This is a genomic window from Flavobacterium frigoritolerans (assembly GCF_025847275.1).
GTDB classification, from domain to species: domain Bacteria; phylum Bacteroidota; class Bacteroidia; order Flavobacteriales; family Flavobacteriaceae; genus Flavobacterium; species Flavobacterium frigoritolerans.
In genome coordinates, this window is the sequence record NZ_JAOZEV010000017.1 from 84,927 (window position 1) to 106,546 (window position 21,620).

Consider the following 21,620-nt stretch of genomic DNA (forward strand, 5'->3'; position numbering starts at 1 on the left):
CTCTCAGGGATTTAAATAAAAAAACAGATGAAAAAAACTATATTAAGATTTGTTTTGCTACTGGCAACAATCGCAAGTTATGGACAACAAGACGCACAGTTTACACAGTATATGTATAATACTATAAACGTCAATCCGGCCTATGCGGGATCTCGAGGAACAATGAGTGTTTTTGCTTTGCATCGTTCGCAATGGGTAGGACTTGATGGTGCACCAGTAACTAATGCAGCATCGGTAAATACCCCAATAAATGGAACTAATTTAGGAATAGGAGTTTCAGTTGTCAATGACAGAATTGGCCCATCAGACGAAAATAATATTGCTTTAGATGTATCGTATACAATTCATACATCAGAGCGTTATAAATTATCTTTTGGAATAAAAGGAACAGCTAATTTATTGAATATTGATTTCAGTAAGTTGAATCAATACGACAAGAATGACTATGTTTTTGAAACCAATATTGATAATAAATTTTCTCCTAATATTGGAGCAGGAGTGTATTTGCATTCAGATAATACATATGTTGGTTTATCGGCTCCACATTTGCTAGAGACCAAACATTTTGACAGATATGCAGGTGCAGGATCTAATAGTCATGTGGCTAAAGAAAACATCAATTTGTATTTAATTGCTGGTCATGTATTTGATTTAAGCTATAATGTAAAATTCAAACCTTCTTTGCTGACCAAATACGTACAAGGAGCTCCTTTGCAAGTAGATGTATCAGGGAATTTTTTAATCAATGAAAAATTTGTTGCAGGTATTGCTTATAGATGGAGTGCTGCATTAAGCGCCATGGTAGGATTTCAAGCAAGCGATTCTTGGTTTATCGGTTATGGATATGACTTAGATACCACCCGATTAGGAAATTACAATTCAGGATCACATGAAATCTTCTTGCGATATGAATTGTTCAATAAATATGACAAAATGATATCTCCGAGATTCTTCTAAACCATTACTATTATGAAAATAACAACTCTACTTTATAGCACCATTTTTAGTGTTCTGGCATTACATAGCTATGGACAAAAAGCGGGGATAGCTGCGGCCGACAAGAAATATGAAAGATATGCCTATGTCGATGCTATCACTACTTATGAGCGTGTAGCCGAGAAAGGTTACAAAAATGAAAAAATGTTTCAAAAGCTTGGTAATGCTTATTACTTCAATGCTCAATTGCCTCTGGCTGAAAAATGGTATGGAGAACTTTTTGCAATGAACCAAAACCAGGAACCTGAATATTATTATCGGTATTCCCAAGCACTCAAGTCTGTAGGTAATTATACCAAAGCAAACATGATGTTAGAGGAATTCAATAAGAAATCAGGTAATGATCTAAGAGCTAAATTATATGATAATAATAAAAATTATCTGGAAATAATTAAAGCCAATTCAGGTCGCTTTGACATAGCCGATGCCAGTATTAATTCAATTTATTCTGATTATGGGAGTTCTTTTTTAGACAACAAATTAGTTTTTGCTTCAGCGAGAGATACTGGAGGAGTTTCTAAGAAAGTGTTTAGCTGGACCAATCAATATTTTACAGATTTATATACTTCAGAAATAAAAGCGGGTGGAGAAATGGGGAAACCAGTACTCTTTAGCAAAAAAATCAATTCAAAGTTTCATGAATCAACGCCAGTATTTACCAAAGATGGTCAAACGATGTATTTTACTCGAAACAATTATTTAGATCATAAAAAAGGGAAAGACAGTAAGCAGGTAACTTTATTGAAGTTGTACAAAGCAACTTTAACAGACAAGGAATGGAGTAATGTAACCGAATTGCCTTTTAATAGTAATAACTATAGCGTTGCACATCCTGCATTAAGCTTAGATGAGAAAACATTATATTTTGCCTCTGATATGCCAGGAACATTAGGGCAATCAGATTTGTTTAGTGTAAAAATAAACAGTGATGGCAGTTATGGTGTTCCAATGAATTTAGGAAAGACTATTAATACTGAAGGAAGAGAAAGCTTCCCATTTATATCAGGAGATAATGAGCTTTATTTTGCAAGCGATGGACATCCTGGACTTGGAGGTTTAGATGTATTTGTATCTAAGATAGGAAATGACAACAGTTTTGGCGAAGTACAAAATGTAGGTGCTCCAATAAACAGTTCTCAGGATGATTTTGCTCTTTTGATAGATAGCAAAAACCGAAATGGATTTTTCACCTCAAATAGAACAGGTGGTAAAGGTTACGATGATATTTACCGTTTCTTAGAAAGACGTAAACTAACTTGTGAGCAATTATTATCTGGAATTATAACAGATCGTGAAACTGATGCTATCCTTGCAGACTCTAAAGTAAGTTTATACAATGAGCAAATGGAGTTGATAGCTACAGTAACAACCAATTTTAACGGAAAATATGAGTTTGATGTAGTGTGCGGAAAAACATATTCTGTACGTGCAGAGAAAAAAGACTATGAAACTAAGGAAGAAAGAATTGCAATAAATAATGCAACTGGGAAAACGAATCTACCATTGCAGTTAGAGCAACAAATCAAACCTATAGATGTAGGTACAGATTTAGCAAAAACCTTAAATATACCAATCATCTATTTTGATTTAGATAAATCATTTATTCGCAAAGAAGCAGCCTTTGAATTAGAGAAAATACTTGCTGTAATGCAACAATATCCAAAGATGAAAGTCGATGTTCGTTCACATACAGATAGTCGAGCAACATTTAAATACAATGAAGCATTATCCAACAGAAGAGCCAAATCTACTATCGCATGGTTAGTAAAAAATGGAATTTCTTCTGATAGGCTTACTGGAAAAGGATATGGCGAAACGCAATTGGTAAATCATTGTTCTGATGGTGTAAAATGTACCGAAGAAGAACATCAGGCTAATAGACGTAGTGAGTTTATAATTGTTTCGATACAATAGAGAGGTATGTTACACTATTAAAATTGCATTATATTTTAATAAAAATTTAGAAGGGATAGGGAATTTAGGATAACTATTTTAGTTATTACTATAGCCGAATCCCTTCTTATTTAATTAGATACATGATTGTTATATCAATTTTAGTAGTAATTCAAATCTTTAAAGTAAAAATACAAATAGAGTACTGACTCTCTTTTTTGTAACCCCACACGAATAATAGCCTCAATCATAACATATACTAAAACCAATACATTTGAATATACAGCAATTAGAATACATCGTTTCATTAGATAAGCACCGTCATTTTTTAAAGGCTTCAGAAGCATGTTTTATTACGCAGGCGACCTTAAGCGGAATGATAAAAAAATTGGAAGAAGAACTCAATGTCATCTTATTCGACAGGAGTAAGCAACCAGTTCGACCTACAGATATTGGGATGAAAATAATCGAGCAGGCTAAAATTGCCTTGCAGGAAACAAATAAGATAAAAGAGATTATAAGTGAAGAAACAGGAGAGGTGAGAGGAGACCTACGAATAGGAATTATACCCTCTTTGGCACCCTATTTATTACCTCTTTTTATAAAAGATTTTATGACAAACTATAATGAAGTTAAGTTGGTCATTAATGAATTAACTACCGAAAAGATTCAGGAGAAATTGAAGGATGGTTCAATAGATGTAGCCATATTAGCAATTCCATTATTAGATAAAGGGCTAAAAGAAGAAACTTTATTTTACGAAGAATTCTATCATTATGGTGACTTAAATTCTGCAGCAGCAAAGAAAAAATACATCGTCCCAGAAGATATAAATACGGATAAATTGTTGTTGTTAGAAGAAGGGCATTGCCTTCGAAACCAGATTGTAAACTTATGTGAATTAAGAACTAAAAGTGCTTCTGACCTTAAGATAGATTATCAGTCGGGTAGTATAGAAACTCTTAAACAAATGGTTGATTTAAATATGGGTACAACAATCCTCCCGGAATTAACTGTTCTGGCACTAAATATGGAACAAAAAAGCAAAACAAGCCGTTTTGTATCTCCATACCCAGTTAGAGAAATTGGACTGGTTTATTACAATCTTTTTGTAAAAAAGAGATTAGTTGAGGCCTTAAAAAAATCGATTCTTGGTGCTATTCCAGAGACAATGTTGTCGAAGAAAAATATAGCTATTATTCCGGTAAAACAATAGCATTATCAACCCGATAACTCTAATGATTTACTTCATTAATCAGCTTTCGTATGATCCAAATAACGCAAAATAATAAATAAATTAAATAAAATAGAACATGAAACGTAACGGAAAATTTTTAGTGGCAATTGCTTCATTAGCCCTAATAACAGCTTGTAATAAAGCCGAAAAGAAACAAATTCAGGAAAACAGTAATGAACCAAAAAAAGCGGTAGAATCTAACCAGTTTTCAAAAGAACAACTAGTCGGAAACTGGGTGCAACCCAATCCGATTAATAGTAAAGAAGTTCAGGGGTTTAGTCTGCTGGAAAACGGAACAGCCAAGTCTATAAACATGGCAACACTACTATATGAAAAATGGTGGTTAGATAATAATGAATTATTTCTAGTAACAACAAGCATTGGAAACCATACAAAATCAACAGACACCTTACCATACAAAATCATCAAATTAGATAGTAGCAACTTATCAATACAATATAAGTCTGATAGTGATCAAATGGTAGAAGAATATACCAAGAAATAAGTATAACGTTTAAATTAATGAATGATGGAATTAAAACAGGTATTAGTATATGATAATCAACATGGTTTTTCCCGATTCTTAAAAAAAGAGTTTGGGAAAAAAAATGATTTTAAAGTTTACAAGAAATTCAATCTCATTAATGATTTTGATACCACTAAAATTGACTATTCATTTGTTTTTTTTATAATGTATACCGAGAATGATTTATCAGATTTTATTACAATAGACAAAAAACAACTTCCTATTGTTGTTTGTAGTCTCAAAAGGATATTCAATAAGATTGATACTAATAGTGAACTACGTTTTATTGATATTTCTAAACCTAAAAAAGAACTGATACATGACTTTCAATTTTTTCTTTATGAATAACAATGCTACATGGAGGAGGGGCAATGTCTCATTTTGAGGTTATTGACAAACTATTAGTTTTTAACTATAATATCATAGAAAATTTCAGTTTGATTTACACACACTTGTTTTATAAATTTGCAAAGAAATTGCTTACTGGGGGGGAGTAAGTTTATATATTAGTAATTGCGTAAAGCAAGTATTCTTATATTATAACTTACTTAGAATGTATAAGAAATGAAAACAGCCCTTGGGCTGTTCTTTTTTTATTAATATAATATTTATTGAAAAAGAATTGAATTACAACAGGTTAGGTGCTGTTTTTTTTTAGCCTGCCTAAAGATTACAATTAAAAATAATATTTAAATGATGTCAGAATCTTGTAGTACAAAGTCGACAATGGTGTCGTTCAAAGTGCTACAAATTACTAAATTTATTGATGCTACTTTTGTAACCTGATAAAATGATAGTTTTAAAAGCCCTGAAGCTACTGAATCGAAAAAGAGAATTTTAGAATAAACAAAAAAACTTAACCCAATACATTATCCCTATCATATTTATTAGAATTAATAAATGTGTTTTTTGATACCAATACCTGGTAATATTCAAAGATTAGGAGTTAGATGTAAAAGCCCATAAAAATTGAATAAACAAGATGTTCCAAATTAAGTTTTTATTAGTCAAACACATACGGTTATATTTGACTATTTTTTATGTTGTTTTTGGGTTATGGAATAGTTATGGTCAAAGAAAAAATTTGACTATAAAGGAAATTGACAGCACTTTAAATTCGGTAAATCAGTATTTGAAAAATTCACCCAACGAAGGGTATAAAATTTCAAAAAATATATATCATATTGCATTAAAGCAAGATTATCAATTAGGTTCCTGTTTCGCTTTATTAAACATGGGTAATTGCAAAGGGAAACTTCGAGACTTTGATAAGGCATTAAATTATTTAGAAGAATCCAAAGCGATAGCGCAAGAAATAAGGAATGATTCTCTTTTGCTTTATGCAGATTTTGTTATTGCAATCCAACATGGAAGAATGCATCTCAATAAATTAGCACTGTCTCAATTAGACAATTGCTTAACAAGGGTTAATTGTTTACAAGGAAAATCAAAATACTGTTTTTTAGGTAGAGCCTATAGTTTTAAAGCTTGTTTTTCGGCTGGTCTCGACAATAAACCGACTGTTGAAGAATTTATAAAGCTACATAAAAAAGCAGCCTATTATTTTAGCAAGAATCCACGAGTTCCTAATTTTGCTTTGGTGAATATTGGAGATACGTATATGTCAGCGGGTAGACTTGATTCTGCCGAATATTACTTTAAAGTAGCATTATTAGATTATAAAAAAAAGAATATAAACTGTACAGAAATAATACTAAGTAATCTAGCTGAAATTTATTATAAAAAGAAAGATTATGCAGAGGCAATTGCCTATTTAGACAAGTCAACTGTAGTCGCAAAACGCGAAAAAACCTATTATATTCTAGAATACAATTATGGATTATATAAAAAGATAGCTGAAGAAAAAGGTTTAAATCAGGCCGTATTTGACTATCAAAAACTAGAATTAATTTATAAAGATAGTACTCAAATAGCGGAACAAAAAAGCATGATTGCGGCAACTAATTATGTTGTTTCTAAAGCAGAAGCCGAAAAGAAAGTATTAGTAGATAGAAGTATGGTTTTACTACTAATTGCTAGTTTACTAATAATTAGTTTATTGATATATTCTTATTGGCAATTTTGTTTTAAAAATAAATTAAAATTAGAGACCCAACAAAAGAAGAAGGAAATTGAACAAAAAGCGACCCAAATTGTATCCTTAAAACAGAAAGTAACCACATCTTACGATGAGGTAATAGAGATGGCTAAAAAGAATGATCCCTTGTTTGTGGTTGTATTTAAAGAGTTGTATCCCGATTTTTATTTAAAATTAATTGCTGTGCAACCCGATTTAACTATTACCGAGCAAAAAATTTGTTTTTATCTTAAACTTAAATTTTCAACTAAAGAAATTGCAGATTACACTTTTGTTACTGCTAAAGCGATACAGAATAGAAAAAATCGTTTGCGGAAACGATTTTTTATAAAGGAAGGCGAAGATATTTACAAATACTTCGACTAGTGATAACAATGACCTTTCGTATCCATTAATTTAAGGATTTTAAAAGATAAAGTTTAATTTTAAATAAGTCATAGATTACTAAAAAAATACCAGTTTGTAGGTAATATACTAAAATGTTATATTTGTCTTATAATTTGTAACAATAAAAAAATGAAAGCATTTATTTTAAACGAAGCAGGAAGTATAGATAAATTACAATTAACAGAAGTAAAGAAACCTATTGTAAAAGAAGGAGAAGTGCTAGTAAAAGTAATATCAATTAGCATTAATCCAGTGGATGTTAAATCAAGAGGGTATGAAGGAATCTTAAATTGGATTTATGCAGATGAGCGACCTGTTATTTTAGGTTGGGATATATCGGGAGAGATAGTGGAAATAGGGAAAGATGTAACTGATTTTAAAATTGGTGATGAAGTGTTCGGAATGGTCAATTTTTTTGGTAATGGAAAAGGGTATGCAGAATATGTTTCATCTCCAGCTAGCCATTTAGCCTTAAAACCTGCAAATGTAACACATCAAGAAGCGGCGGCAGCTACGATGGTTGCTAGCACAGCTTATCAGGGTTTGGTTGATGTTGCCAAAATTAAAAAAGGAGATAAGGTTTTAATTCATGGAGCTTCTGGAGGAGTTGGACATTTAGCGGTACAAATTGCCAAACATTTTGGAGCTTATGTTATAGGTACCTCTTCTGCTAAAAACAAGGATTTTGTTTTATCATTAGGAGCTGACGAACATATTGATTATGAGAAAGAAAGTTTCTCAGAAAAACTTCAGAATATCGATATCGTTTTAGATACTATTCAAGGTGAGACGTTATTAAATTCGGTTGCTGTTGTTCGCCCAAATGGAATAATTGTTACTATTTCTTCACCAGAAATCCCACAAGCTGCTAAAGAAAATGCAGAAAAGCGACAGGTAGAAATAGCATTTTTTATGGTAGCTTCTAAAAACGAGACAATAAAAGCTATTGCAGATTTATTAGAAAACGGATCTATAAAACCGCATATACACAAAATGTTTTCATTTGAAGAAATGGGTAAAGCACATTTGGAAGTGGAAACAAACAGAGTGGCTGGTAAAGTAATAGTTAATATGTAAAATAATTACCAACTGATATTTAAAATAAGATTAAAACAGATAAAACGATTTATGTTACTAACATTCTTATCGTTTTGTCTGTTTTATTTAACCAGTTAAACACTGAACTATCTGAAACGTTCAGCGTTCAATTTCTTTATTTCCTCTCAATAAACACTTATCAATGTGTTTTCTTTTACTTACCAGAATTAGAAATAATAACTTTTTGGATAGTTTTTAAAGCATCAACAGTCAATAATTCAACTATATATATTCCAGAACTTAACCCGCTGGTCGAAAAATAATAATACTGGTTGTTTCCGAGTATTTCCTTTGACAGAATTATCCTTCCCAACATATCATATACTACTACCGACTTAATTTCAATTTGGTCCGTATTAGAAATTGTTAGCTTCTCGTCTGTATTATTTTGGATAATAGTAAATTTTGACTTCGTTAAATCTTTTGTATTTAATTTTTTCTCATCTATAAAAGTAATATTAAACCTGTCGTTATATGTTCCTTTCAGAACAGCTACTTCATATACATTATTTTTTATATCATGATAAGAATCATCAAGGGCGTCATGGATGTAAATTGACTGAGAAAGATCAAAGTTTATTACCTCAGGGACATAGAATTTTATGGTGGTATTATTTGTAGCTTTTACTGCTAAAGGTATTTTTTTGGTTTCTTCAAAATTTACTCCTTGAATTACATAATTCTTATTGTCTAATAAAAAACAAACATCATTAGGAAGTGAGGCATCCATATTTAGTGCATCAATTCCGTAATCAATCCCGTCTGTCGCTTCGGGTAAGAAAGCCAATGCCAGTTGTCTGGTAAATTGATTATTAAGTATCGCGTTTAACTTAAAATAGGAGGTATCGTGTATAGAATCACTAACTTTTGAAGCTTTATTTTTAGCAGGACGCTCAAACTGGGTTAACGGATTTCCTTCTTTATAATAGGCTCTGTGAGAATTTTTTAATGTAACTGTTCCTGTTATTCTACCATTTAAAATAAATCCTTGACCAATAGGTGAATATTTTCGGGCAATTATCAATCCCGAAGATGTACCGGTAGTATTTAAGGAACCATCATCATTATAGGAATTAAAAGTAGCAGGTACATATACCCCATTACTAACCAGACTTATAGGCGAATAACTTCCGTATCCTGCTCTATAATCGGCAATGAAATGAGAATTTGTAGCTTTATTTTGCTCCCAAAAATAAGCAATTCCAGTCCCGGCACTATTGTCTGAATCCAAAAGGAAGGCATTAAGATGCAAAGCTGATGGATATGGATTTCCTGATAAGGTTGCATTATTAAGCCCCAAACTTACCGTGATATTACCATCATTTGGTTTTCCCCTAAAGTCGTATCGTTGCGCACCAATTCCACCTGGATTGTTCTGAATACCATTGCTTTCAGCATCTAAATTGTCAGTTCCACTAGTTCCTTTCATTGTAAATCCTTCCCCCGCAGCTAAAGTACTGGCACCTCCGATGTAAATCCATTGCGAATAACTATTAGCATTAATTAATTTATAAATCCATCGTGCTGCTATCGAAAGCGGGTTGGAAATTCCATCCTTAGTAGCTAGTGGCAATACTATAGCTACTGTAGCTGTTGTGGCTGTTAAAGGTCTGTTTAGCATTGTAATGCCAAAATTGCCATTTCCTGTAACAGCAGTACTCCCAATAGGAGAGCACCAGTAATTATAATCAAAATTATCTGAAGTTCCTTCTTGATATACAGATACTATTCCTGTTCCTGTATTTAGAGATGTACTAGTTGTTCCTTGAACTAATTGTGAACGGTTTCTTAAATAAAGAATTGAATTTGCCTGTAAATTAATGTCCTGTTTAACATAAAGTAATTCATTCTTTACATACATAGATGCATTCGTTCCGAAATAAATTTGAGAAAAAGAGTTTAAAGAAAACAACAGGAGTAATACTATCATTATTTTTTTCATAATCTTGTCTTTGTGTTATTTATATGAAATTCCTTAGCTACTTTTTTTAGTCTATCTTCTAGAGGTAATGAAGGTATTTTGGATGGTATTGGTGTCTTTTTTTTCTTTCTAATAACATAAATAGCTAATAAAAGACCCGAAATCATTAAGAATGGTATACCATTATCAATAGGTAATTCTGGTTGTGGATCACCAGGTGCCGGAGGAGCTTGCGCAGAAACAACAGCATGTACTAAAAGTAATGTAGCAATTATAAAGAATAATCTAATATTTATAAGTTCCATAAGTTTGATTTTATTATACAGACATTTGTATGTCCATTTTGAGATTAAATACAGCAACACATTCAGAAATTACAAAAAGTAAATTCTGAGTTGCAAAATGGTTTTGATAAAAAAACTTATACTATTTTATTGTCATGTTAAATGAACGTACCGTTACACTTTGTGTATTGGCATTGTTACGTTTTATCCATAACTCTACAGAATCACCTGTACTAAGAAAGACCGATCCCTGAATTGGAAACGATTGAACATAACCAGCATTGGTGTCAATAAATGCCTCAGAAGATACTTGAGGATCTGTGCCTCCTGCGGCAGGGATTCGTACAAAATAAAATATATACTCCGTATTTCCAACCCCCAACGTACTCACAAAAGACAAAGCACAATTTACTTGGAATATCCTTCCTTTTTTGCCCATATAGGCAATGTTATTGTTTGTAGTTGCCGTGGCTCTATAGAGATTAGACGACAATCCCGCAGTAATTGCCAGTTTTGCACCTGTGCCAGTTGTACCGATAGGAGTTGTAACTTGAGATGTACCAGCACGGTTTAGATATACTAATCCTGTAGCTTGAGCATCACCCTCAGTTGGAATCCCGGTACATTTTACAGTCCAGTTATTATTAAAATTAAATCCTGTGTAGGTAGCAGGATTATATCCGTTTACATATTTTCCAGTGGTTAGAGTACCAGTAAAAACTACTGTTTCTAATACCGCATCACCTTGAATTACGGGATTAGTAGAAACATCAAATCCTATACTGGCTCCAATGACTTCACTAAATCCTCCTTGTTTGGCTACTAGTCCAAAAGTACCTTGTAATTTTTCATAAGTTCCCACATTGTTACCAAACCATCCCGCATTACTAAGCAGTAACTTACTAATATCTTGATACACTATTCCTGCTCCATTACCGATATATTGAACAATACTCACAAAAACAAAAGCAAAATTTTGAAGTTTACCTACAGTTGCTGAGCCCGCAACGATGCAGTCTCTAATAATAATATTTTGGGTTAACGTACCTGAACCAGTAATATTAAAAACATTTCCTCCTGTAGCCGTCAATGTCAATACCCTTATTGATCCTCCAGTGGTACCCGAAAAAAGATCACCAGAAGCTTTAACCAGTTTATCCTCTGTAGAATCTTGTCCAATCACATAACAACCATTTAATTCAATAGGCAAATCAACATTGATAGTACCATTAATCTCATAAAGTGTAGTCGAATCCATAAGGTATTTTGTACCGCCTCCAGCAGTTTTTTCAGTAGCCAAAACTGTAGCTAATACATCAGTTGATTTTATTAGCTTGTATTTTAATCTTCCTTGTTTGTCCCCACTTAACTGAATCCAAACTAATGTAGGTGTATCATAATAATAAAAATTCCCAACTGTTGTGTCAAAAACCAATAAACCATTGGCAGGAGATGCAATTGCGATTCTTTGCGCCGAAGTCATTCTTGGGGTAATCAGTCCCTGAGTAGTAGATTCGATATGCAGTATCGAAGAAGCATGCGGAGTAACTGTTCCGATTCCAATTTGGGCATTTGTCAGTTGCATGACAAAAAATAAAAACAAATAGATTTTTTTCATAAGTAGATTTAGTTTAAAATATAGACTGGGGTCTTTAGTAAACGTAATCTTTAATTAAGGAATTATTAGTTTTAAATAATAATATTTGAAAATTATATAATATTTATTGCTTTTTATTAGAAATAATTTATTTCAGCAGACAAAACTTACTACAATTTATTTATTGTCTTTAACAATGAGAGTCACTGCTAGCAACTATTTGAATAACAGAATTTTGAATTTAAAAAGATGATTTTTAACTGCAATATGAAATAGAAATAAAAATAATAATAGTAGTGTATTTCTCATAAAATTTTTAGTAGAGTGATTTATAATGAAAGAGTTATAAAAAACTATAAGGTTGATGTATTTTTATTAACCTGCATTTTATTATTAAATGTTCGTTTTTTAAAATAGCAATCTAACAATGTAAGCATGTCAACAATATTGTTGAACAGGACAATCGATTTTTAATAAAACAAATGCGATAGAACCCCTTATCTTAAATCGTATCTATAATCTTGAGTTTTTTGTACTAAGGTATCGCAGAAAATTTCCCGTTTTTGAATGTGTGTCTGAGACCTGCAAAATAAATTATAACATAAATCTTACGCTTCCTCAGTATTATTTTTGCAAACAGCTACTTCTTACAATTGTAATCAGCAGTTGTCGCAGCCCTCTCTGCTTAAGGTATAAATGGCATAAACCTAATGAGAGTAACTACAATTACAAAAACAAACAGGTCACTAATACGTTCAAATAAAATTTGCAATTATTTTTTTTTAAATAAACTGAATCGTTATGATAATTATCATCCTTTTACCATCATAGCAAGCGCACATTTACATCAGAATAATGATTACTCCTCAGTAAATATGCTTGCAAGCTTTGCAGAATTTAGTAATAATCCTTTCGAAAAAGTATTTAGAAATACTTATAACAATTTATTAGATAATTAGAAATTAATTTTATTATGAAAACTACAAGAAAAGAACATGATTTTTTAGGTGAATTAGAAATCCCGAATCATTTATATTACGGTATACAGACTTTTAGAGCTGTAGAAAATTTTAATATTACAGGTATCTCAATTTCAAAAGAGCCCTTATTTATAAAAGCTTTAGGATATGTAAAAAAAGCTGCTGCATTAGCAAATAAAGATTGTGGAGTTTTAGACGCAAAAATTACCGAAGCAATTTGTTATGGAAGTGACCAGCTTATTGCAGGTAAATTTGATCAGGAATTTGTCAGTGATTTGATTCAAGGTGGAGCTGGAACTTCAGTAAACATGAATGCAAATGAAGTAATCGCAAACATTGGTCTGGAATATTTAGGTCATAAAAAAGGAGAGTATGATTTCCTACACCCAAACAATCATGTAAACTGTTCTCAGTCAACGAACGATGCTTATCCATCAGCATTTAGAATTGCACTTTATCTAAAAATGGATCACTTTATTGCTATTTTAAGCGGTTTAGAAGTTGCTTTTTCTGAAAAAGGAGTAGAGTTTAAAAATGTATTAAAAATGGGACGTACACAATTGCAAGATGCAGTCCCTATGACTTTAGGGCAAGAGTTTCATGCCTATGCAACTACAATTGGAGAAGATATTAAGAGATTAAAAGAGGCGCAAAGTTTATTGTTAGAAATTAATATGGGAGCTACTGCTATTGGAACTAAAGTAAATGCTCCAGAAGGTTATCCAGAAATTTGTGTGGATTATTTAGTGAAAGAAGTAGGTATTCCTCTAACATTGTCTCCAGATTTAATTGAAGCGACAGTTGATACAGGTGCGTATGTTCAAATTATGGGTACTCTAAAAAGAACAGCAGTTAAAATCACTAAAATTTGTAATGATTTACGTTTGTTAAGTTCAGGTCCAAGAACAGGATTTAATGAAATTAATTTACCAGCACGTCAACCGGGATCTTCAATTATGCCAGGAAAAGTAAATCCTGTAATTCCAGAAGTAGTAAACCAGACTTGTTTTTATGTTATTGGTCAAGATTTAACAGTGACGTTGGCAGCTTCAGCAGGTCAGTTACAATTAAATGTTATGGAACCTGTTATTGCTTTTGCGATGTTTACGTCATTAGACTATTTGGGTAATGCAATCGAAACATTAGTTGATAAATGTATTGTTGGAATTACAGCAAATACGGATCATTGTTTTAATATGGTAATGAATAGTATTGGAATTGTTACACAATTGAATCCAATTCTTGGATATGAAGTATGTGCAGGCATTGCTGGAGAAGCACTTAAAACAAACAAAAGTATACATCAGATTGTAGTAGAAGAACGTAAGGAAATCACTCAAGAGAAATGGGATGAAATTTATTCTTTAGAAAACTTAATAAACCCAAAATTCATAAATTCATAAATAGCTATGAATGTTCAGATTCCTGCCATGTTATCGTTAACGTTTTAAGCAAACGAAAATGTTAAATGAATAGTTTGTAATGGCTTGATAATCTGTTATATTAATGCTTCTGTAAGTAATTCACTTGGAACAAATCCAGAAAAGATATTGTTGTATAATACTCTAATACAGCTGATTCAAGTGGTTTACTTTACTTAATGAAGATAACACTACACTTTTTTTATTGTTGGGGATAATCTTAATCCTCAAATGATAGCGTTTTATTGCTGTTTCCTTTTTGAAAATAGATGATAGAACAAAGATTCAAAAAACATTTTTAGAATAGTATTCAATTATAATTGGAAGGAGTCCTGCTTTTAGGTACCTCCTAGTATAATTGTGACTAAATCAAATCAATTTAAAACAATTATTATGTTCTGGATAGAATTTTCAATCCTTTTAATCGCGATTCTTATCGGATCACGAATGAAAGGTATAGGTCTCGGTGTAATGGGGATTTTCGGATTAGTGATTTTCGTACTAGGGTTTCATATGAAACCAACGGAGCCGCCTATGGACGTTATGTTAATTATTATTGCTATTGTAACCACAGCAGCAACCCTTCAAGCGTCAGGAGGTTTAGATTACTTGGTAAGTTTAGCCGAAAAAGTAATTCGAAATAACCCTTCAAATGTTACTTTTATTGCCCCTTTTGCAACTTATTTTTTGTGTTTATTTGCTGGGACTTCTCACATAGTGTATTCTATATTGCCCATCATTTCAGAAGTTGCTACAAAGAAAAGAATACGCCCTGAACGCCCTCTTAGTATATCGGTAATTGCTTCACACTTAGCTTTAACAGGAAGTCCAATTAGTGCATGTACAGCTGCGCTGGTAGTATTATTAGGTTACCCGGGAGCTCTTTTTGATGTTATGATGATTGCTATTCCCGCAGGTCTTGTTGGGACATTAGTTGCTTGTTTTGTTATTAGAAAAAAAGGACTAGAATTAAATCAGGATCCCATTTTTATTGAGAAAATGAAAGATTTAGAGTTTGCTAAAAGTATTGATTCTAATACAGAAGGCAATGGAACAAAAGTAAGAACTGGAGCTAAAACGGCGGTTATGATTTTTAGTGTTGCAATTTTACTAATTGTAATTGCTGGAGCCTTTCCAGATTTACTGCCCAATTTTGGACCTGGAACAAAAAATTTAGTTCTAAAAGATGATGGTACTGTTTCAATGGTAACAGTTATTTGTTTAATCACTTTGTCTGCTTCAGCTGCTATGATGTTAATTACAAAAACTAGCGCAGTTGCTGTTACCCAAGTTAGTTTATTCGGTTCTATGGCTTCGGCAGTTATATCCGTTTTTGGAGTAGTCTGGATGGCTTCTACTTTCATGGAAAATAATTCGGTTATCATCAAAGAGTCTTTGGGTAGTGTTGTTACTGCTTATCCTTGGACATTTGCTATAGCTTTATTTCTTTTAGGAATCATAATGTTTAGCCAAGCAGCAGCTGTTAAAACTATGATACCATTGGGTATTGCTTTAGGGCTTTCTCCTTTAGTTTTGATAGCTTCCTTTCCTACAGTAAATAGCTTCTTCGTATTACCCGGTTATCCAACATTATTAGCAGCTATCAGTTTTGACAGAACGGGAAGTACAAAAATCGGTAAATATGTTATCAATCACAGTTTTAATCTACCCGGTATTGTTGCTACTGTTGTTGCTGTTGCAGTTGGTTTTTTAATAGGTTCAATTATTTTATAAAATGATTATGAAAACTATAAGTAATATAAAAAGGGGGTTGTTGTGTTTCATTGTATTATTGATCCCAATTAGTATTCTTGCGCAAGAACAAAGCGAGAATCTTGAGTTGTATCAGTCGATAATCCCTACGTCCAAACAATCTTTATTGAAAGATATTGATGTTATTTTTAATACTCGTTTTGGGTTTAATTCTGAATTTAAAAATGGAGATTATTCAAAATCAGTATTTTCAGTTAGTCAATTCAGACTTGAAATAAAAGGAAAGATTCATGAAAAAGTGGGTTTTAGATTTCGTGACAGATACACCAGAACACCTAAAATAGGGAGTCAGGATAACATAAATAGAACTACTGATATTGCCGCCTTGTTTATTGATTTTGCACCTAGAACCAAATTTTCTATGGGAAAATTGTTGGCAGATTTGGGTGGGTATGAATTTGATATGAATGCAATTTATATTTTGGAGTATAATGATATTTTAGATAACTCTGATCACAATTTAACAGGTGTGGGTATATCCCATAAGTTAAAGGATGGTAAGAACACATTAAAGTTTCAGATATTAGATTCAAGAACAAACATTTTAAAAGAACAATATGATAATAATATACCAGATGGAACAGTAGAATCGAAAACGGCTTTGGCATTTGTAAGTAATTGGCAAGGAAGCTTTTTTGGAGGGAAATTTGAAACGTCTTATAGCTATGGATTCTTTAATGAGGCCAAAAATACAAGCATGAATTATATTGCTCTTGGGAATAAGTTTAAAAGCAATAAATTATTGTTGTATTATGATTTTAAGTATAGCGCAGAAGATTTAGATCGTAGAGGTATTGTTCAAAAATTGGTTAAGGGTGAGGATGCATCAAAAGATGTAGTATACGTCGAAAACTGGTTAAGAGCAGAGTATAGAGTTAAACCAAAAGTAAACATAGTCTTAACTCTTATGACTCACAATTCTTATTGGAATGGTAATCCCGATGTTAATGCATGCAACAAATTGTTTACTAGCTATGGTCTGATTCCGACTGTTGAATACTATCCTTTCAAAGATTTGAACCTGAAATTTTATTTAGGTTATATAGCCAGAAGATATGATTACTCTTCTTATGCTGAAAAAACGTATGGATTGAAAGACGCAAATACAGGGAGATTAAGCTTTGGAATTATTGCTCCAATACTGGTTTTGTAACCAAATTTAGATTTCTCTAAGTAACCACTCAATTTGGGTGGTTTTTATGTATCCTGTATCAAACAGGTTTATAATATCTATATTTTCTGATTTTTCGCATTTCAGATCCTAATACTAAATAAAAAATGAATTCAAATACCATCATAATCGATAAAGAGAATGAAATAAATGTAGAAAAAGCACTTAGTTTTTTGCATCGTGACCACATACAATCATTAGAGTTATGTTCGATAATTCGTAAGGGTATTAAACGAAATATTGATCCAAATAGAATTAAAAATTATGCAGATTGGCATTATACCAATCAATTAGTACCACATTTTAAAATAGAAAAGGAGCATATTTTTCCAAATTTAGGAATTGAAAATGTATTTGTACACAAAGTATTAATACAGCATCGCAGATTAGCAAAACATTTTATTAAAAAAAATGAAGTCGAAAAATCATTAAGTCGAATTGAAGATGACCTTGAAACATTAATACGCTTTGAAGAGAAAAATATATTTAATGCAATTAGAAATAATTTTCCGTCCTATCAAATTTTATTAAAAGAAGAAGTGCTTTCCCATGAATTTAATAATCAGGAATGGGATGACATATTTTGGCAATAAAGAATTCGCGAATTACAAAGGTCATTCTCTAAAATAGCAATTTAATAATGTAAATACCTAAATAACATTTGTGGAATTAGATTATCGTTTTATAAAATAGAGGATCGTTAATGTTTTGGGATTTAAAAATGTTTAATCTGCTAGAAGAACATTAAATAAAATTTAAACTGTACAGATGTTAAGAGAGAAACGTCAGACAACTATGTTTAAAATGGGTATGGGAATTAACAAGCTACTGTTCATTGTAGTTCACAGGTTTTTGAGGATATAATATGATAATAATATTGTAAATTGTTTCTCTTTTTTGTATTTGTAATATATTTACTTTCAGGTGTTTATGTTGTTTTTTTTAAGAAAAATCATCAAGTTTAAAAAAATAAGTCTACCTTTAATAAATAGAAATGTACAAAAAACGATATTACTATGAATCGGATTTTAACATTAGAAGATCAGGACAAACTTACTGAGCTAGAGATTTATTTAGAAGACAGATCTGCTCATATTTTGGGGTATCCTTGTTCACATTATTTTGATTATACCCCTCTTTATAAATTCCTTAAATATCCGATAAACAATATCGGTGATTCCTTTTATTCCGGTGGTACTTTCGAGGTGAACACGCATCTCTTCGAAAGAGATGTAATTGATTTTTTTGCACAAATGTTGAAAGCTCAAGAGAATAATTATTGGGGTTATATAACCAACGGAGGTTCAGAAGGCAATCTCTATGGATTATATTTAGCAAAAAGGATGTACCCTTCAGGAATAGTTTATTTTTCTGAAGATGCTCATTACAGTATTGAAAAATATATAGATTTATTAGGATTAAAACCTCAAAAGATTAATTCTCAGAAAAGTGGAGAAATAGATTATGAAGATCTTGAAGAAAAAGTAAAATTTAATCTCGGTTTCCCTGCCATTCTTGTAGCAAATATAGGTACAACTATGAAGGAGGCAAAAGATGATATTCAACAAATGAAACAAATTCTGGATAAGCATAATATAAAAAATCACTACATTCATTGTGATGCTGCTTTCTGTGGCAGTTATGCACAGTTTTTATCACCAAAACCTCATTTTGATTTTAGTGAAGGTGCAGATTCTATTACTATAAGTGGACATAAATTTATTGGATCGCCTATTCCATGCGGAATAGTTATTGTTCTTAAGCATAATAAAGAACGGGTTTCAAATTATATAAATGTGATAGATAGTTTAGATGATACTATTATGGGCTCCCGGAATGCTATTACGCCTTTAATAATGTGGTACGCCATCAAAACATTAGGAACATCAGGTCTGAGTAACCGACTTCATGAATGTCTCGACGTGGCAGATTATGCTTTTGAAAAGTTAAAAACAGCCAAGATTAATGCTTGGCGAAATCCTAATGCATTAACCATCTTAATTATATCTTCCGTAAGTAAAGAATTGCGACAAAAATGGCAGTTGGCTATGCACAACGGGATTAGTCATATTATTGTCAAACCTGGTATTACAAAGGAAATAATAGATGCTTTTGTTTTGGATGTTGAAAAAGAATTTGATTTTCTGAAACCAGAAGTTAGCAAGCCAGTCGTCTTTACTATGGTTCCAGATTTTGAGGCACAAAATCAGCATAAAATAACACGAGATAACAACAAATAAACCTTTATCTATAATTTTAAAAGATGAAAGATATTTGATAAAATGTAATACTATTTCCAAGAACACATTAGCCCACTAGTTGAAGCAAACGTGATAAATTGTAATTGATAGAAAACGAAAGCTTATTTATACTTTAAGACAACAGAGCAGGACTTGTACCTTAAGTATGGAATCCTCATCTAAGCTGTATTTTTAAATATTTAGAAACTACTATACCACGTGCTACAATGTTACCACAAAATAAAAGCCAATTTTTTAAAGTAAATGAAAACTTTTTGTAATGGTTTAACTTGTTTAAAATGAATGTTGTAATTCTTATTGTTATGAAATAAAAGAGTAACAATTCGTATTCATAAAAATAATAGACCTTCAAAATTGTATGATTCTGAAGGTTTTCTATAATTAAGGAAGTTTATAATAATTTAATCAATTACTATGCTATTAATTGCTTTATTCATAGCATCTTCTTTTAATCCAGGTATCTTTAATCCTTCTGCTCGAAATGCCGTAAGGTCTGTCATTCCCAAGAATCCTAGAAAAGCCTGTAAATAAGGAACAACAAAGTCGTTAACTTGACCAGGACCTTCAGAGTATATACCGCCTGAGGACATAGCAACATAGACCTTTTTTCCAGTAACTAAACCAATAGGCCGCCCATCTTGACCATATCCAAAAGTTATTCCGGGTCTTGTTATATAATCAATCCATGTTTTTAATACTGAATGGATGGTAAAGTTGTAGAGTGGGGCACCAATGACAATTATATCTGCTGCTAGTAATTGTTCAAGTAAGTTATTAGAAAATGCAATCGATTTTTTTTCTTCTTCATTGAGAAGATCAGCAGGAGTGAAAAGTTTGCGAAGTAATTCTGGATTAAGATGTGGCATGTCAAGATCAACCAGATTTAATTCATCAAGCGTACTATTGGGATATTTTTCTTTAATTTTTGCGATAATTATCTTGCCCAGCTGAATGCTATATGATTCTCTAGGTTGAATACTAGACATTAAATGAAGAATGTGTTTCATAACTAATATGGTTTTTAAAGTTTATTTTTTATAACCTATATAATTGAGTAATTGAAAATAATTAGATTTATAGGTTTTATTTAAGGCAAAGTTACCGTTGTGGAGTATGCAAAAGATAGCAGTTTCCTAAAGGAAACCAGTTACTTTTGGGAAAGTTTGTATCTTTACTTCCATGAAAACAATTGAAGAACAAGAACTTCCAACAAAGGACGAATGTGCAGGATCTCTTAGGAATATTATAGATGCGCTTTATGTCTTAAATGGAAAATGGAAGATTGCTTTAATTCTTAGTCTTATTCAATCTCCGAAACGTTTTAATGAAATAAAAAAAGAAATCGATGGAATATCACCAAAAATTTTAGCAAAAGAACTCAAAGATTTAGAATTGAATGATTTTATTAAACGTACTGTATATCCAACGATTCCTGTTAGTATTATCTATGAATCAACTGACTATAGTCGAACCTTAAAAAATGTAATAGCCGAGCTTAGTAATTGGGGAGAGTTACATAGAGAAAAAGTCAAAGAGAGTATGAGAAAAGAATAGAGCGATTTGAATTTTAAGATTTTGATTGTCTAATAAAATTTGCTGTTTTGTGAATGAGTGTAGATGCTGTCAATAAACAGATTCTCTAATATTTGTATTTATGCCTTTAACTTATCTAAATTCGTATATCTAATGCCCAATTTTGCAATAAACTGGATATGACAACTTTTAAGTATTCTATATAATGTATTAAGTAGGCATGAATCTATATAATATAAGGAGAGAATTCGTAAAAAATCAGTTTTTTAAATAACAAAATTATGGAAAGAGAAACACTAATAAGAAAATCCCTTAAAAATAAAAACAAAGACAAAGTCTAAATTGGTTATTATCAAGTTATTGAAAAAAATTTTCGAAAAAGATTTAAAAAAGTCTCGAAAAAGCCTTGTAGATTTAAATAAAGGGAGTACTTTTGCACCCCGC

At 31.6% G+C, this 21,620-nt stretch carries 17 protein-coding genes; 13 read left to right on the top strand and 4 right to left on the bottom strand.

Going from position 1 to position 21,620, the window contains the following annotated elements:
• The first annotated feature begins 27 nt into the window (after positions 1–27).
• The 7 genes from OIU80_RS17735 to OIU80_RS17765 all read left to right on the top strand — a co-directional run bounded on the left by OIU80_RS17735 (position 28) and on the right by OIU80_RS17765 (position 8,214).
• On the top strand, positions 28–957 hold the full coding sequence (locus OIU80_RS17735; RefSeq protein ID WP_264288316.1) for a PorP/SprF family type IX secretion system membrane protein: 930 nt from the start codon (positions 28–30) through the stop codon (positions 955–957).
• A gap of 12 nt (positions 958–969) precedes the next feature.
• Positions 970–2,910, top strand: a complete 1,941-nt coding sequence (locus tag OIU80_RS17740; protein ID WP_264288317.1) for an OmpA family protein — start codon at positions 970–972, stop codon at positions 2,908–2,910.
• Between the two features lie 253 nt (positions 2,911–3,163).
• Positions 3,164–4,105, top strand: a complete 942-nt coding sequence (locus tag OIU80_RS17745) for a hydrogen peroxide-inducible genes activator (RefSeq protein ID WP_264288318.1) — start codon at positions 3,164–3,166, stop codon at positions 4,103–4,105.
• Between the two features lie 97 nt (positions 4,106–4,202).
• Positions 4,203–4,631, top strand: a complete 429-nt coding sequence (locus tag OIU80_RS17750; RefSeq protein WP_264288319.1) for a lipocalin-like domain-containing protein — start codon at positions 4,203–4,205, stop codon at positions 4,629–4,631.
• A gap of 21 nt (positions 4,632–4,652) precedes the next feature.
• Positions 4,653–5,000 (top strand): hypothetical protein, encoded by a 348-nt coding sequence (locus tag OIU80_RS17755; protein ID WP_264288320.1) that lies wholly within the window; start codon positions 4,653–4,655, stop codon positions 4,998–5,000.
• A gap of 679 nt (positions 5,001–5,679) precedes the next feature.
• Positions 5,680–7,116 carry a tetratricopeptide repeat protein gene (locus OIU80_RS17760; RefSeq protein ID WP_264288321.1) on the top strand — a complete coding sequence of 479 codons (1,437 nt, stop codon included), beginning with the start codon at positions 5,680–5,682 and terminating at the stop codon, positions 7,114–7,116.
• A gap of 150 nt (positions 7,117–7,266) precedes the next feature.
• Positions 7,267–8,214, top strand: coding sequence for an NADP-dependent oxidoreductase (locus tag OIU80_RS17765; RefSeq protein WP_264288322.1), 948 nt, complete (start codon positions 7,267–7,269; stop codon positions 8,212–8,214).
• Positions 8,215–8,389: 175 nt separating this feature from the next.
• Here the strand turns inward: OIU80_RS17765 and OIU80_RS17770 are convergent, their stop codons facing one another.
• From OIU80_RS17770 to OIU80_RS17780, 3 genes are all read right to left on the bottom strand, one after another.
• Positions 8,390–10,177 carry a T9SS type A sorting domain-containing protein gene (locus OIU80_RS17770; protein ID WP_264288323.1) on the bottom strand — a complete coding sequence of 596 codons (1,788 nt, stop codon included), beginning with the start codon at positions 10,175–10,177 and terminating at the stop codon, positions 8,390–8,392.
• Positions 10,174–10,461: a hypothetical protein gene (locus OIU80_RS17775; protein WP_264288324.1), complete on the bottom strand. Its 288-nt coding sequence runs from the start codon at positions 10,459–10,461 to the stop codon at positions 10,174–10,176. The genes OIU80_RS17770 and OIU80_RS17775 overlap by 4 nt, the downstream gene beginning before the upstream one ends.
• Before the next feature lie 121 nt (positions 10,462–10,582).
• The gene (locus OIU80_RS17780; RefSeq protein WP_264288325.1) at positions 10,583–12,058 is read right to left on the bottom strand and encodes a hypothetical protein; all 1,476 of its coding nucleotides are present in this window, start codon (positions 12,056–12,058) and stop codon (positions 10,583–10,585) included.
• A gap of 952 nt (positions 12,059–13,010) precedes the next feature.
• Here OIU80_RS17780 and OIU80_RS17785 point away from each other — a divergent pair.
• From OIU80_RS17785 to OIU80_RS17805, 5 genes are all read left to right on the top strand, one after another.
• Entirely contained in the window at positions 13,011–14,420 is a 1,410-nt protein-coding gene (locus OIU80_RS17785) for an aspartate ammonia-lyase (protein ID WP_264288326.1), read from the top strand.
• Positions 14,421–14,831: 411 nt separating this feature from the next.
• Complete coding sequence (locus OIU80_RS17790) at positions 14,832–16,172, top strand: anaerobic C4-dicarboxylate transporter family protein (RefSeq protein ID WP_264288327.1); 1,341 nt, start codon at positions 14,832–14,834, stop codon at positions 16,170–16,172.
• A 7-nt stretch (positions 16,173–16,179) separates the two neighbouring features.
• Positions 16,180–17,364 (top strand): OprO/OprP family phosphate-selective porin, encoded by a 1,185-nt coding sequence (locus tag OIU80_RS17795; RefSeq protein WP_264288328.1) that lies wholly within the window; start codon positions 16,180–16,182, stop codon positions 17,362–17,364.
• Positions 17,365–17,489: 125 nt separating this feature from the next.
• Positions 17,490–17,975, top strand: a complete 486-nt coding sequence (locus OIU80_RS17800; protein ID WP_264288329.1) for a hemerythrin domain-containing protein — start codon at positions 17,490–17,492, stop codon at positions 17,973–17,975.
• Between the two features lie 423 nt (positions 17,976–18,398).
• The gene (locus tag OIU80_RS17805) at positions 18,399–19,622 is read left to right on the top strand and encodes a histidine decarboxylase (RefSeq protein ID WP_264288330.1); all 1,224 of its coding nucleotides are present in this window, start codon (positions 18,399–18,401) and stop codon (positions 19,620–19,622) included.
• 422 nt (positions 19,623–20,044) lie between these two features.
• Here the strand turns inward: OIU80_RS17805 and OIU80_RS17810 are convergent, their stop codons facing one another.
• A complete protein-coding gene (locus OIU80_RS17810) occupies positions 20,045–20,650 on the bottom strand; it encodes an FMN-dependent NADH-azoreductase (protein ID WP_264288331.1) in 606 nt (201 codons plus the stop codon).
• A 172-nt stretch (positions 20,651–20,822) separates the two neighbouring features.
• Between OIU80_RS17810 and OIU80_RS17815 the strand changes: the two genes are divergently transcribed.
• Entirely contained in the window at positions 20,823–21,197 is a 375-nt protein-coding gene (locus OIU80_RS17815; protein ID WP_264288332.1) for a winged helix-turn-helix transcriptional regulator, read from the top strand.
• The last annotated feature ends 423 nt before the right edge of the window (positions 21,198–21,620 follow it).

Bases quoted from the DNA above. Each gene is read 5' to 3' on its own strand.
- OIU80_RS17765 (WP_264288322.1), top strand. From the start codon at position 7,267: ATGAAAGCATTTATTTTAAACGAAGCAGGAAGTATAGATAAATTACAA.
- OIU80_RS17805 (WP_264288330.1), top strand. From the start codon at position 18,399: ATGAATCGGATTTTAACATTAGAAGATCAGGACAAACTTACTGAGCTA.
- OIU80_RS17740 (WP_264288317.1), top strand. From the start codon at position 970: ATGAAAATAACAACTCTACTTTATAGCACCATTTTTAGTGTTCTGGCA.
- OIU80_RS17735 (WP_264288316.1), top strand. From the start codon at position 28: ATGAAAAAAACTATATTAAGATTTGTTTTGCTACTGGCAACAATCGCA.
- OIU80_RS17800 (WP_264288329.1), top strand. From the start codon at position 17,490: ATGAATTCAAATACCATCATAATCGATAAAGAGAATGAAATAAATGTA.
- OIU80_RS17770 (WP_264288323.1), bottom strand. From the start codon at position 10,177: ATGAAAAAAATAATGATAGTATTACTCCTGTTGTTTTCTTTAAACTCT.
- OIU80_RS17775 (WP_264288324.1), bottom strand. From the start codon at position 10,461: ATGGAACTTATAAATATTAGATTATTCTTTATAATTGCTACATTACTT.
- OIU80_RS17815 (WP_264288332.1), top strand. From the start codon at position 20,823: ATGAAAACAATTGAAGAACAAGAACTTCCAACAAAGGACGAATGTGCA.
- OIU80_RS17755 (WP_264288320.1), top strand. From the start codon at position 4,653: ATGATGGAATTAAAACAGGTATTAGTATATGATAATCAACATGGTTTT.
- OIU80_RS17795 (WP_264288328.1), top strand. From the start codon at position 16,180: ATGAAAACTATAAGTAATATAAAAAGGGGGTTGTTGTGTTTCATTGTA.
- OIU80_RS17750 (WP_264288319.1), top strand. From the start codon at position 4,203: ATGAAACGTAACGGAAAATTTTTAGTGGCAATTGCTTCATTAGCCCTA.
- OIU80_RS17790 (WP_264288327.1), top strand. From the start codon at position 14,832: ATGTTCTGGATAGAATTTTCAATCCTTTTAATCGCGATTCTTATCGGA.
- OIU80_RS17780 (WP_264288325.1), bottom strand. From the start codon at position 12,058: ATGAAAAAAATCTATTTGTTTTTATTTTTTGTCATGCAACTGACAAAT.
- OIU80_RS17810 (WP_264288331.1), bottom strand. From the start codon at position 20,650: ATGAAACACATTCTTCATTTAATGTCTAGTATTCAACCTAGAGAATCA.
- OIU80_RS17785 (WP_264288326.1), top strand. From the start codon at position 13,011: ATGAAAACTACAAGAAAAGAACATGATTTTTTAGGTGAATTAGAAATC.